This window comes from Vibrio sp. T9 (assembly GCF_003123985.1).
GTDB lineage: Bacteria > Pseudomonadota > Gammaproteobacteria > Enterobacterales > Vibrionaceae > Vibrio > Vibrio diabolicus.
In genome coordinates this window covers 181,815-195,755 of sequence record NZ_NIGY01000004.1, presented here as the reverse complement: position 1 = coordinate 195,755, position 13,941 = coordinate 181,815, and the positions used below count along the sequence as shown (strand labels likewise).

Here is a 13,941-nt window from a genome sequence, read left to right as displayed (position 1 = left end):
AAAAGTAAAAGGTTTGGACTGTGTAGTTAAGCCTTCAAAGCGCATGTAGGGAAAGTAAGGCGCAAACAAAAAGCTACCTAGTAATAGGTAGCTTTTTGTATAGACATTTAGCCTACCAAGCAGGGACTAAATGATTGATTCAATGCCGTATTTTGCGCCGTAGTGTTCAACGACAAAATCAATGTCTTTGTCACCGCGACCGGATAAGTTGATCAGAATTGAGCCAGTTTCTCCTTGCTTCGCGAGTTTAATCGCGTAAGCGACAGCGTGTGAGGATTCAATCGCTGGAATAATCCCCTCTTCGCGAGACAGTTCAAAGAATGCATCAATTGCTTCGTCATCAGTGATTGAGCCGTAATTGACACGGCCAATGTCTTTTAAGTAACTATGCTGAGGCCCAACCGATGGGTAATCTAAGCCACTTGCTACAGAATAGACTTCCTGTGGTTCGCCTTGCTCATCTTTAAGCATGTAAGACTTAAATCCGTGCATAATACCTGGCTCACCGAGTGTGAGTGTTGCAGCGTGCTCGCCAACCTTTTGCAAAGAGCGGCCCGCGGGCTCGACGCCGTGAATGGCGACTTGTTCATCGTCTAAGAAAGCAGTAAATAGCCCCATCGCATTAGATCCACCCCCAACACATGCAACGAGATTATTGGGTAGCTTACCTGTCATTTCTTTGAATTGAACTCGTGCTTCGTTACCGATAATTGATTGGAAATCTCGTACCATTTTAGGGAATGGGTGAGGGCCAACGACAGAGCCTATCGCATAAAGTTGTGTGTCAGGATCTTTTAGGTAGGCTTCGAAGGCAGAATCAACCGCTTCTTTGAGAGTTTTGCGCCCGTGAGTAGCAGGGATGACATTGGCACCAAGGATTCTCATACGGACGACATTCGGGTGCTCTTTGGCAATATCAACTTCACCCATGTAAATATCGCACTTTAAGCCGACCAGTGCGGCGGCTGTCGCAAGCGCGACCCCATGTTGCCCTGCGCCAGTTTCAGCAATCAGTTTCTTCTTACCCATCTTTTTAGCGAGAATGGCTTCTCCTAAGCAGTGGTTAATTTTATGTGCGCCTGTATGGTTTAAGTCCTCGCGCTTTAGGTAGATGTCTGCTCCGTATTTCTTAGACAAGTTTTCTGCATGGAAGATTGGGCTAGGTCGTCCAACAAAGTGCTTATACAGGCGAGCAAGTTCCGCTTTAAATTCAGGATCTTTGCTGCATTCCTCATAAGCTGCGTTGATGTCACGCATGATTTGTTCAAGCTCCGGCGGCACGAAGCTACCACCGTATTCACCAAAGTATCCTTCTTCATTGGGCATGGTGAGATCAAACGAGTTTTTCATTATTTACATCCTAGTTAACGAAAGTATTGATACTTTTATACCCAAAATTTGGAAGAGGTTGTGTGATCAGTTGCTTAAATCAGAATTCGCGATCTAGTGAACTAGTTAAAAAGTACAATTTGTGTGGTTGATAACGGGTTGGATACAAAATAAGGAGGGATTTAAGAGGCGCAAAAAAGCCCCGAGAGATCCTAGGCTGTCATAAGAACCTCTCGAGGCAAACAGAGTGCTGGAAATACACTCTGCGATGGTGTCTGGAAACAAAAGTTAGATTCGTTTCCTTTGCCAGATATTAGGGTTTTAGAATGAGCTGATGTCAGCGAAATGTCACAAGTTAATCGCGGTATCTAAAGCTTATTTTTTATTTTTGAACAATGGGTTAGAAAATAGACTACAACAGACTAACCAACCGTGTGTTCTGTATCTTTTAAATTGAACATGATCTTTCTTTGTTTCGAATCGACGTCTTTAACCAATACGTGCACTTTAGTCCCTAAAGTAAACGTGGTGCTCTGGCTAGAAATTTTTTGTTTGACTGCATCAAATTCGAACTCTCCATTTTGAAAACTTGATAAAGGAATGAGACCTTCGATCCGGTTTTCCTCTAACTCAACAAATACTCCGAAGTGTGTGACTCCAGACACCTTCCCCGTGAAGTGTTGCCCAATAAATGGCTTCATGTAATGACATTTCAGTGCAGACTCAACCTCTCGGCTCACTTCATCTGCCTGACGAGATTGATGTGAACAGTGCACGCTCAGTTGCTCGATTACTTTTGTATCGTAAGGGTAGTTGTTCGCCGCACCTGTCAATTGACGAATAGGTTTTAGTTTCATGAGCAGACTGCGTAGCTTGCCTGTTTTTTGCTCTCGAAGTTTAGCGCGAATGGCGCGGTGAACGAGTAAGTCTGGGTAACGACGAATTGGCGAAGTAAAGTGCGCGTATGCGTCATAGGCTAAACCGAAGTGACCCATATTCTTCGGCGAATACTCGGCTTGACTCTGAGAACGTAGCAGTAGGGTACGAATCACATCACACTCATCCAAATCTTGCACTTGTTCCAGTAATGCGTTGTAGTCATGAGAAGTTGGTTTATCACCACCCGCAAGCGTTAGCCCTTTGTCTGCAAGCATCATTCTTAATGAGGACAGTTTTTTCATCTGAGGACCAGAGTGCACGCGGTATAAGCTCGGTATTTTTTGTTGCTGCAAAAATTGAGCGGTGGCAACGTTGGCACACAGCATGAATTCTTCGATCATTCGGTGGGCATCATTTCGAACTACAGGAACGATGGACGCGATTTTCTTTTTATTGTTTAACGTGAATGAAAGCTCTTGCGTGTCAAAATCAATGGCACCACGGACTTGACGTTGACCTGATAGGTTCAAATACAAGCGATGGAGATTCACCAGATGCTGTTTAATGTTTTGTTTTGGGTTCTTACCTTGGTATTTTTTTGCTTCCGTTGATTGGGAAACAATACGGTAAGCTTCGTTATAAGTTAAACGAGCATGCGAGTGAATGATCCCTTCAGAAAACTCTGAATCTAGCATGTTACCTTCGTCGTCAAAGGTCATCTCACATACCATAACCAATCTGTCTTCATTCGGGTTAAGCGAGCACAAACCGTTAGATAATGTTTCTGGTAGCATTGGTACAACGTATCCGGGGAAGTAAACGGACGTTGCACGAGATTGCGCCTCAAGATCTAAATGGTCGTTTGGCTGAACGTAGTGAGATACGTCTGCAATCGCAACGAATAACTTCCAATGCCCATTGTCCATTTGGTATGCGTAAACGGCATCATCAAAGTCTTTCGCGTCGTCCCCATCGATAGTGACGAACGGTAAATCTCGATAATCCACTCGTGACGTTTTGTCTTTTTCTTCTACGTGATTGCCAAATGCGGAAGCAGCGTGAAGAACTTCATCATCCCAATGGTCATTGATGCCATGTCGACGTAACGCCAATTTAACTTCAATCCCCGCTTCTCCCGGACGCCCTAATACTTCAGCCACTTCAACTGTTGTTGATTGTCTGTGATCTGGATAGGCAGTGACTTTACAATGAACGAGTTTACCGGCACTTTTGGTGATAAGATCATTTGGTGTGACATGAATGGTTTGAGTCAGTTTCGCGCTTTCTGGCACTAGATAGAAGTTCGAACCTTTTCTCTTTAACAAGCCTACGATGTGGGTTGTTTTTCGTTCCACTATTTTGATGAAACGATGATTTGAGCGTCCTTGATGCTGAGCATTGCCTTTCAGAACCAGTACGATATCGCCATCAAACACATGAGTAAGTTGGTGTTTAGGTAAGAAAAGGTCTTTTTCATTACTGTCGTAAGTGACAAAACCAAAGCCGTCTGCGTGAATGCTGACCTTTCCAGAAACCAAAGCGGTTTGATCGACTTTCTTATAACCACGGCGATGCGTGAAAATCAACTGGCCATCGCGCTCCATAGCGCGTAAACGTTTTTTTAAAGCGTCTTTTTGTGGTTTCTCATCTAAGCCAGTAGAGCGAGAAATTTGCTCGTGACTTAAGTGATTTTTAACTTTATCGAATAGGCTAAGGATAACGTCTCGGCTAGGGATAATGTGCTCGTAATTATTAGAATTTATTGATTGTGCGGATATATTTAATTTCATTTTTTTCTCTTATATTCGCCAATCGCTTTTATTTTATAAACTTTATTTATATGAGCAAAGCATGAGGCGAAGTGATTCAGATATGAATCAGATTAATTTAATTCCAAACTGGAATTGCAAGATAGGTAGTGTGATTACCTAAAGATGTATACCAAAGTGACTTTATTGAAAGTGATTAATGACGGTGTGGGAGAGGTAAGTGATTTGGGTATATAAACTTAGATAGAGAATAGTAAGGGCGGCAATAAGTGGAAGGGGATTGTGGCACCAACAACGTTGATGCCACACAAAGAATTACAGTGCAGTTACTTCAGCAGCTTGTAAACCTTTGTTACCTTGTTCAACAACGAACGATACTTTTTGGCCTTCAGTAAGAGTTTTGAAGCCTTCAGAAACAATAGAACGGAAGTGAACGAATACGTCATCACCGCCATTGTCTTGAGAAATAAAACCAAAACCTTTAGTTTCGTTGAACCATTTTACTGAACCAGTTAATTTATTAGACATAGATACCTCTATATTTGATTGTTTTAAATATTGAATTTTTAGCTAATATCAAGTGCTACTATATGATTTTAGAGATAACTATTTTGTCGCAGGAACGTAAACGAGGAATTCGATGTGGAACTGAGAGAAACTTTGATCTTTAATTACATTAATAGCTCTTTCCGTAAGAGCTGATGTGCAGTATACCGACAAAATTAATAAAGGCTAGCCTTTTCTTTTTTTATTTTTAAGTACACCAAGCGCATTGCTTTCAAAGCATACGTTTGGTGTATAAGACGGCATGGTGTTATAGATGGTGCAGAGCGCTTAGTGTTTTCTGGTTGGGCCGTTACGAACGATGTCTTTACCATTGTCATATACGTGCTGCGAAACCCAGCGGCCAAGGAGCAATTGGTGCTTTTCTCCTAATACGGCAACAAATGGACGGCCATCGGTATTAGAGGTGGCTAGCGCAACGCCAGTGACACCTTCAAGACCCAGAGCGCCGCTTTCTACTAAATGCAGAAATGCCTCTAACTCTTCAATCGTTTCGATTACATGGTTATCAATATTCATTGTATTCAATCTCTTCGAATTGCATTGCGGTCGCGTACTCTACCTAAGTTAAGCGTGGAAACCAAGTTTCTGCGTGAGTCATGTAATGAGAGAGCCTTGTCCTGCCATTAATTATCAATGGTTAGTCTCGATAGTCCGGAACTTGTCTAGATTCAATAAAGGTGAAAACCCTCGCTGGTTAGACATGAGTCACATAATGTTGCCTGGTTTATGTCAACAATACTTTTGCTATTGGATGGGGGTGAAGGGGAGTGCAATAATTTGTGAAACTCTTTTCCTAAAGGCTATTATGAAGAAAGTCCTGATTACCGGTTTTGAACCTTTTGGTGGTGACGCCATTAACCCCGCCTTAGAAGCGGTCAAGCGATTAGAGGCTGCGGCAATAGAAGATGCCATGATCGTTACTTGCCCAGTTCCTGTGATTCGGCATGAGTCAGTGAATACCGTTATTGATGCAATAGAAGCGCACCAGCCAGATTGTGTGATTACCGTTGGGCAAGCGGCCGGACGTGGCGCGATCACCCCAGAGCGTGTCGCAATTAATGTGGATGATTTTCGTATTCCAGATAACGCTGGTCATCAACCGATTGATGAACCCGTAGTGGCTGATGGCCCAGATGCTTACTTCTCGACGCTGCCGATAAAGCGTGTTGTTCAAACGCTGCAAAAGCAGGGGATACCTAGCCAGATTTCCAACAGTGCCGGAACATTTGTATGTAACCACCTTTTTTATGGCATCCAACATTATCTAAAAGACAAACCAATTCGTCATGGGTTTGTTCATATCCCATTATTGCCAGAACAAGCAGCAGGTGGCAGTCAGCCTTCTATGTCTCTGGAGATGATAGTCGAAGGGCTAAGGCTGGTGGCTCAAGTTTGTATTGCCAATGAAAACGACATATTGGTCAGCGGCGGGTCGATTTGCTAGTAAGTGCTTTACAGTGCACTAAGTGTCTGAAAGCTAGTAATAAGTTCATCGTTTGATGTTGTAATAAATGTTAGCTTTGTCAAATTTCACAAGTAGCGAAAGGAGTAGCATTGAATAGTCAGGTTGGATGTTGTTCAAACTGGCGTTCCCCTAATACAGGAGGTGTTAGGGGCTACCCTTACGAAAGGCGAGTTATCATGAAAAGCAACAAAAGTAAGTCAATCGCACTTATCTCTGTCGTTGTTTTCGCATTGGCTATCGCTGCGCTTAAATTCGAAAACACGCTCGGAGTTCTTCCCATCGTAGTCGCTATTATCGCGTTTTTTACCTGCGTCATTTACACCAGTATGTATCTTTCTGATATGAAGCGTTCAGAGTTGATAAGTCACTCTGATCATTCTCAAAAAATGTGTACCCACGCATCACGCAATGAGCTTGATGAGCGCGATAAAAAGCGTTGAAGCGAGTCACATTCTCCGTATACTTTGCTGGTGCATTAATGCACTAACGTGTCGGAGATAAGCATGTCAAATCGAGTACCAACCAACATACTGACCGGATTTTTGGGTGTCGGTAAAACGACCACGATTTTAAATCTACTGAAGAACAAACCGGAAAACGAAAACTGGGCGGTTTTGGTCAATGAATTTGGTGAGATTGGCATCGACGGTGCATTGATGACCGACCAAGGTGCGCTGATTAAAGAAGTGCCGGGTGGCTGTATGTGTTGCACGGCGGGCGTGCCAATGTCGGTCGGTATTACCGCGTTACTGCGCCAAAAACCGGACCGTTTATTGATTGAGCCGACAGGCCTTGGTCATCCAAAACAGGTTATCGCGACGCTTACCTCAGAACAGTATGAACCTTACGTTGATCTAAAAGCGACGATCGCTCTGGTTGATCCGCGTAACTTAAGTGATGAAAAATATCTTTCTAACCAAAATTTCGTGGACCAGTTAGACAGCGCAGATGTGGTTATAGGCAGTAAGGTTGACCTTTGTACCAGTCACGACATTGATGTGTTTAATGACTGGGTGACGGACCAATCTCCCTCAAAAGTATTCAGTAAGCTTATTCATGACGGTGAGTTACCGATAGAAGTCTTGGATATCGAACGGGTTTACGGCAGCGCTTCTTCCCATATCGAGTCACATCATCATGACCATGCTCACCAAGAGCCTCAATTCCAGTTGCCGCCAGGTGAAGCCTTTGTGCGCAAAGAGAACAAAGGGCAAGGGTATTTTAGCTGCGGGTGGTTGTTTGGGGCAGAGTACACGTTTGATTTTGATAAACTTTTCTCAATGCTTTCGGACTTAACGGCGGAACGCGTTAAAGCGGTGGTCAACACGGATCAGGGGTGCTACGCGTTTAATGTTGCCAACCGAGTCGTGTCGGTGAATGAAATCAGCTTAGAAGGGTTTGAATCACGATTAGAAGTGATAGATTCTCAGCTGTTGCCATGGGATGAACTTGAGCAAATTCTCCTTCAGTTGTCTGGCATCAAGCGTTAAATCGAACAAATGTTAAACGGAAACGGTGAGCCAGCAATCTGTCTGCGTTCGCCGTTTTTGCTTTTGTAGCGTTTCAATGAGAAAAGTGAGATAAATCACTCAAATTCGGGTATAGTGCACGGCTAAATTTTTAAAGCTATTTTTAGTGGTTTGTTTAAGGAATACGCTCAATGTCATTTTCATCTCAAGGTTTTGCGCCAGAAGTGGTTAAAGCACTGGCAGAATGCGGTTATGAAAAGTTAACGCCAATTCAACAGAAGGCGATTCCAATGGCTCGCAAAGGCCATGATATTTTCGCTACAGCACAAACAGGTACTGGTAAAACGGCTGCGTTTTCTCTGCCTATGATTCAGCAGTTGTTAGACAGTAACCGTAGCGCTTCTCGTAAGACTGCTCGTGCACTTATCTTGGCTCCAACTCGCGAGCTTGCTGAACAAATTGCTGACAACATCAAAGCTTATACGAAGTACACCAATCTGTCGGTGGCGGCGATTTTCGGTGGCCGTAAAATGTCTTCTCAGGTTGCGGCACTGGAAAATGGTGTTGATATCCTTGTGGCTACACCTGGTCGATTGGAAGAACACATCGAACAAGGTAATGTCTCGGTGGCACACTTAGAGTTTTTGGTGTTTGATGAAGCAGACCGTATCTTGGATATGGGCTTTATTCATGCAGTTCGTAAGATCATGCTGGATGTGGATACAGATCCGCAAATCATGATGTTTTCGGCAACGACTTCAAGCCAGCTAAATCTGTTAGCGAAAGACATTCTGCGTAAACCAAAACGTATCGAAGTAGAGCGTGCAAATACTACGGCACAAACAGTTGCTCACGTGCTATATCCAGTTGATCAAGAGCGAAAAACGGAACTGCTTTCAGAGCTAATTGGTCGCAAAAACTGGAAACAAGTGTTGGTATTTGTGAACTACAAAGAGACCGCAAACGAAGTGGTAAAAGAGCTGAAACTTGATGGTATCAAAGCGGTGGTTTGTCATGGTGACCGTGCTCAGAGTGCTCGTCGTCGTGCGCTAGAAGAGTTCAAGTCCGGTAAAGCACGTGTCATGGTGGCTACCGATGTCGCTGCTCGAGGTCTAGATATTGAAGACTTACCTCACGTTGTGAACTATGACATGCCTTTCCTAGCGGAAGATTACGTTCACCGAATTGGTCGTACGGGTCGTGCAGGTAAACAAGGTCATGCTGTTTCATTTGTAAACCGAGATGAAGAGCTCACGGTGGTTCAGGTTGAAAATCTAATCCAGCAACGCATTCGCCGTATTGAGCTTGCAGGCTATGAACCAAAACAGCGTGAATCTTATATTGAAAAGCTGCACTCAAAACCAGCATTCAAGAATCGTCAAGGTCGTCGTAATAATCCGAACCAGTCGGCAACAGACCAAGGGTCGGCAGAGCGTCGTCTTGCTATGGTGAAGCGCCTGAAAGCGCGTCGTGGCGCAAAGTAAATTACATCAGTTTGTGTGAAAAGAGCCCCTCAACTGAGGGGGCTCTTTTTGTTTGCCGTTTCGCGTTAATTTAGGCCAAGCATATTGGGTTCACCACGATAAATAATGCGATCGTTTCCTCGATGAATACCAAACGTAACAATGACGGGTGGGTTTTCCTCTTCACTTGTAGAGCTATCCCAGTCGTATTTTAGCCAAGGGATGCGATTGCCTGAGCTGTCTAAATCTAGGTGGAATTGTATTTGCTCGCGCGCTGAGTCAATTTGGCTTGCAACGATATCGGTCATTCTGCCAATACTCATCGTTCCAACGCCAGAAAGCAGGGCGTTGTTTGTTGGCGCATGCGACCAAATTGGCGTGCTGAAGTAATATTCACCATTCGCCGTTGTTGAGCTGTCATCGAAGTTAGTCGTAAATCGACCGTTTTGCCAAATTTCCACATCAAGTGGCACTTTGATCACCATGCCTTGGTTGCCACCTACATCTTGAAAGTTCAAACGACCGAATCGAATGTCCGGTTGTTGAGTGAGCACTTCGCTGTTATCAAAGAAATTTACCTCATCAACGGCTTTAGTCGTGACTATACCTATTTTGCTGCTGTCACTGTTAGTCCCATTATTAAATGGACCATCAGGGTATTGTTTATCGGTTGTGTTCTTTTTCCAACATGGGCTATTGTTACAAGTCGCGTTGGTTGAGGGCTTCTCGATAACAAACGTTCCAACACTCGCGCTACCCAGTAGTTTCCAGTCTACCTTCTTAGGCTTAGGCGGCAAAAACCGATCGGAGTATGAGCTTAGCTCGCCTAAATCGAAATGTTGTTGAAGGTTAGATGAAAAGTGGACGTAGTTCTTCACGTTTTCTTTATTCGCATTGAGTGCGACAACATCGTAAGTGACTTTTTCAAAAGGTTGATTCATGTAAGCAAAAGTTTGGCCATGTGGGTAGTGCCATTCTTGGTCTTGCACTTGAAAATATTTTGGGTAAAAACGACCGATGTAACGATAGCCTTCGTTAACAGTCATACCTAGATATTTACTTTCTAGGTTTGTTTTTACTCTCAAGCTCCCGACTTCTTCCCAATATAATCCATTAAAGACGAATTGATCATTCTTAGCTGAATTATGCGCCTGAGCCAGTGAGTAACTACTTTTTAGCAATTTCGAGGTTTGGTTCGCTGTCTCTGATGGCGTATGTTGCTCACTCGACAAGACAACGGATGCTGCTGGAGCGTCATCAAGCATAAAATTACGGGTGATAGAGGCATCACAATAACGTGCTGATTCAACAGAACCACTTACAGAGCCGTCAGTTTGCCAAATGATCGGCTTCACTGTTAGAGAGAAAAGTTCTCCGGCGGCAATAAACCCATCTCCTTGTTCAGAGGTGCCAGAAGGCAAAGCACGTTGGTTGTCACAGATAGCCAGTGTCCATGGTCGCGAGTACACATTAAATGTTCCTTTCACTTCCACTTTGCCTTCTTCTGGGCACTCTTCAAATCCCTCACATTCAAAACGATCGGACAGTGTCACTTCAAATATGCCGGACTCGTTCGTGATAAGACCATGCTCAGACAAGCCGTCTTTAAATTCCGCTGAATAGCTAAAGTTTCCTTCATTTCCTCCTAATGGTTGAACCAATGGATGAAAAACCTTAGGAGTACCATTGTAGTTGCTTGCGACTACAGGTTCGCCGGTGGAGGCACAAGCAAGCAATCGCGTATGCACGTTTTCTGGTTTACCTGCAATAACGCGTATTTCATTTAAAGTTGCGCTTTTCGTCTTTGAGTAGGCCTCAAACATAAATGGCGTAAACATAAAGCTAACCGTTTGATGCTTGCTGGTGTCTTCTGCCATAGTGAAAGTCAGCGTGTAGTTAGTATCTAACGCGATGGCATCAATATCGTTCGGGACCACTCGAACAACGAGCTCACCATTGTCGTCAGACATAAATTGGTTTGCTTTTAATATCTGCTGACCTTTGACCACCTCTAAAGTGAACAAGTCAGGGTGTGATAGGGCAGCACTGACTTCTGCGCTTACAACTTCTCCATTATTGGTTGTTGTTGCTGTAAATTGCGGAAGATCGTCGCCGCACATCAGTGCCATATCGTCCGATGGTGTGACGCTTAGGTCGAAGTCGTTCTCTGATGGAGGCGTAATTTTACATTCAGGGATATAAGAAGGAATAGGGCAAGTTGTTGGTGTTTGATTTGCGTAACCACAATTGGGTTCATCAATGCCACAATAGTGGTTGAAATTTGAACTTGATTCTAGGGTGGCTGTCACACTACCACAAATAGAAGTATTGGAGTTATTAATTGAAAAATGCATTGCCGAAATAGCTTGCTTATTCGCATATATTTTGGTCGTGCCAAAACCTGTATCTACATTATGTCCCTGAGATGTCAAAGAACCAAAAACTGTCGTATTATTAAGATTTATCCCCGATAGAGCATTAATGTTGCCCACAACTATTGGTGTATTAGAAAGCGACGATTCCAGTTGATTAATTTCTACTTTTGTTCCTTTTGATTTGATATCACCGCAGAACATACCAGATTCGATGTACACATCACTTTGAGCAATGATGTTGCCATTAAGGACGTTGTGCTCTCCGTGAAACTCGACAGAACGGCCATTTCCACCAACACCATTGGTTTCTATATCTCCTTCGATTTCACTATCAGTTATTTTTATAGAACCTAAAGCAGAGACATTACCTAGTACGTAGCTATTACCATTAATTTTTAACCAAGTTCCTTTAGCTTTGATGTTTATAGGGCTTTCCTTTGAGCCTATGACATTCTGCCCACGGAGTGTTATGGAACCATGAGCGGTTAAAGACGATGAGCTTTGACTACTATTTATAATTTGATCGCCTTTCGGGAGAACAATATTTGTAGTGCAATCGTAAGTAGAACCCGTTACATGAATGGTTCCGTTTTTACAAAAGGCAACATTAGTGTTTGACTTGATATCTGCTAAGTCATAGGTGGTGGCGTGTGAGGCTAGCGGTAAAACAAGAACCGCAGCGAAAATACTGCAAAGACGCATCATCAAATGTCCTAAATAAGTGGAACAAGATGGCATCAAGCGAGCGTGAGCAAGTGTTCACAGAAGTTGAAATGTCGGCGGTGTTTTTGGTTTTTAATCCGCTTACTTATTGAACTTTGGCTATTTTTATTTCGTATGTCATACCAAAGCATAGTGGCGTTATTAGAACGTAAGTATGAGATTAGTTCAATAGCTAAGTGTGACATGAGTCGCTTTATTTATGTAACTATTTGTTGGTAAAAGATAATAATTAACCATGTTGGTTCAGAATCAGTAGCTTGAGCGTCCTGATTCTGAACCGAACTTAACCCTAGGCTGCGTGAACAATGAGTGGGGCCATTTGATATAACTCTTCTAGTATGGCTTTCGTTTGTCTCGAATAGACCAGACGATCGCGATCGCCAACGAGTTGAATGGCTCTGACTTTACCTGCAACCAGACATTGCCTAATGGTGCGTAGAACCATTTGGATATCAATTTCTGAGGTACCATCAAGGCTGTTTTTGGTTTTTAGGGAGCCAAGGTCGATACTGAGGATTATTTGGTCGCAATGGTCGAGGTAATTGCCGATCAACTGCTTTACATTATTGCGATGACGAAAAGAAAACTCTTTATCGGTTACCCAGTCACAACCTTGATCCTCCGCGTATTCCCACGTTTCTTGCTTTGTATCTTGTTCGCTAACACCAGCAAAAAATAATCGCACGTTTTGATAGCGAGAAAGAGCAAAATGGAATGCGGAGCCTAAACGTGGTTCAAGTGTTGGCTTCAAGTTCATGTCATGTCCAATATTTACCACACCCACTTCGTCTCGATAGGACACGACCACAGGTAACATGGACAAGATTGCCTCGGTACAGTTGGTCACTAAAACGGGAATAGAATGACGAGAAAGCGAAAGGCTTAACGCTTCCTGAAACTCGCCATTTTCCAGCTTGTCGTGGTTGAAGTGACCAAAGTTTTCAGCGGTTTCATGATCATGCTGTTGGTACAGCCAGTCGCTAGCATTTTCTAAACTTTGATCAGCTAATTCAAACGCGCCTTTAGACATGGGTGGCAAATACTCACACACTGTCATAAAAGAAAAAGGGTAATGCTGCGGCTGTTTCACGGTGTGGTGGAGTTTATAGCGTTTGAAAAAGCTTAACATGATGAATTACCTTTCTGGTGGTAGTGCCCTTGCCGCTTGCAACACATGCAAAATAATGCGCTGCTTATCCTTTTCGACTCGGTGGGCCGGAGCCATCACCGAGACCGCGCCGATCAGTTTGCTTCCTTTCATCACTGGTGCACTGATGCCAGAAACACCCGGGTCAATTTCAGAAGTACTGACGGCATATCCGTGTTTACGGATGGTTGTGAGCTCTTGTTCCCATTCGTCTCGTCGGTGATCTTGATTAAAGTATCTCAAGATTTTCTCGCATCGACTTTGAGGCATAAAAGCAAGCATCACTTTAGATGAGGCACCACGTAGCAGAGGTTGACTTTGACCCTGGACGAAGCTGCAACGTAGCGCCTGCATACTTTCTTTTTGTCTGACACAAAGCGCGCGATACCCTGCAGGTACCATATAAGCGGCCATTTCCCCTGTTTGTTGTACCAACCGAGCCAGTATGGTTTCGACCATATCTAACCCATGCTGTGCGGTCTCGTAGCTATGCATGAGCAGCAATGCTGCCGGGCCAACGACAAATGTCTTGTCGTGTACGCTTTCTTCAATCAAGTTCCACTCTTTGAGTAGCTTCAAGTGTCGGTAGAGACTGCTCAAAGGAACGTTCAATTGCTCGCTTAGCGTTTTCGCAGAGACTGGGAATGGACTAACTGCAACTTGCATTAACAACTGCAGTGCTTTTTCGTTTACCTGATTCGCATTAGCTTTGTTTGTCGTCATGAGAGTGTTGTAACGTGTTATATGAATTACGA

Annotated in this window: 11 protein-coding genes; 4 read left to right on the top strand and 7 right to left on the bottom strand. The window is 43.6% G+C overall.

The window, feature by feature from the left end; genetic code table 11:
* Positions 1-126: 126 nt before the first annotated feature.
* From trpB to CBX98_RS09670, 4 genes are all read right to left on the bottom strand, one after another.
* A complete protein-coding gene (gene trpB / locus CBX98_RS09685; RefSeq protein WP_048625224.1) occupies positions 127-1,350 on the bottom strand; it encodes a tryptophan synthase subunit beta in 1,224 nt (407 codons plus the stop codon).
* A 401-nt stretch (positions 1,351-1,751) separates the two neighbouring features.
* Entirely contained in the window at positions 1,752-3,998 is a 2,247-nt protein-coding gene (gene rnr / locus CBX98_RS09680; protein ID WP_109169086.1) for a ribonuclease R, read from the bottom strand.
* A 294-nt stretch (positions 3,999-4,292) separates the two neighbouring features.
* The gene (locus tag CBX98_RS09675) at positions 4,293-4,505 is read right to left on the bottom strand and encodes a cold-shock protein (protein WP_005375644.1); all 213 of its coding nucleotides are present in this window, start codon (positions 4,503-4,505) and stop codon (positions 4,293-4,295) included.
* Positions 4,506-4,811: 306 nt separating this feature from the next.
* Positions 4,812-5,060, bottom strand: coding sequence for a hypothetical protein (locus CBX98_RS09670; RefSeq protein WP_005375646.1), 249 nt, complete (start codon positions 5,058-5,060; stop codon positions 4,812-4,814).
* A 289-nt stretch (positions 5,061-5,349) separates the two neighbouring features.
* Between CBX98_RS09670 and pcp the strand changes: the two genes are divergently transcribed.
* The 4 genes from pcp (at position 5,350) to CBX98_RS09650 (ending at position 8,962) form a co-directional block, all read left to right on the top strand.
* Positions 5,350-5,988 carry a pyroglutamyl-peptidase I gene (pcp, locus tag CBX98_RS09665; RefSeq protein WP_109169085.1) on the top strand — a complete coding sequence of 213 codons (639 nt, stop codon included), beginning with the start codon at positions 5,350-5,352 and terminating at the stop codon, positions 5,986-5,988.
* 197 nt (positions 5,989-6,185) lie between these two features.
* Positions 6,186-6,449: a hypothetical protein gene (locus CBX98_RS09660; RefSeq protein ID WP_005391057.1), complete on the top strand. Its 264-nt coding sequence runs from the start codon at positions 6,186-6,188 to the stop codon at positions 6,447-6,449.
* Positions 6,450-6,512: 63 nt separating this feature from the next.
* Positions 6,513-7,499 carry a GTP-binding protein gene (locus CBX98_RS09655; RefSeq protein ID WP_017635758.1) on the top strand — a complete coding sequence of 329 codons (987 nt, stop codon included), beginning with the start codon at positions 6,513-6,515 and terminating at the stop codon, positions 7,497-7,499.
* A 170-nt stretch (positions 7,500-7,669) separates the two neighbouring features.
* Positions 7,670-8,962 (top strand): DEAD/DEAH box helicase, encoded by a 1,293-nt coding sequence (locus CBX98_RS09650; RefSeq protein WP_005386186.1) that lies wholly within the window; start codon positions 7,670-7,672, stop codon positions 8,960-8,962.
* 65 nt (positions 8,963-9,027) lie between these two features.
* On the opposite strand, the gene CBX98_RS09645 is transcribed toward CBX98_RS09650, so the two are convergent.
* The 3 genes from CBX98_RS09645 to CBX98_RS09635 all read right to left on the bottom strand — a co-directional run bounded on the left by CBX98_RS09645 (position 9,028) and on the right by CBX98_RS09635 (position 13,909).
* Positions 9,028-12,021, bottom strand: a complete 2,994-nt coding sequence (locus CBX98_RS09645; RefSeq protein WP_109169084.1) for a DUF6701 domain-containing protein — start codon at positions 12,019-12,021, stop codon at positions 9,028-9,030.
* Positions 12,022-12,328: 307 nt separating this feature from the next.
* Entirely contained in the window at positions 12,329-13,168 is an 840-nt protein-coding gene (locus CBX98_RS09640) for an arginase family protein (protein ID WP_005391051.1), read from the bottom strand.
* A 6-nt stretch (positions 13,169-13,174) separates the two neighbouring features.
* A complete protein-coding gene (locus CBX98_RS09635; protein WP_005391048.1) occupies positions 13,175-13,909 on the bottom strand; it encodes an IclR family transcriptional regulator in 735 nt (244 codons plus the stop codon).
* Between the last annotated feature and the right edge of the window lie 32 nt (positions 13,910-13,941).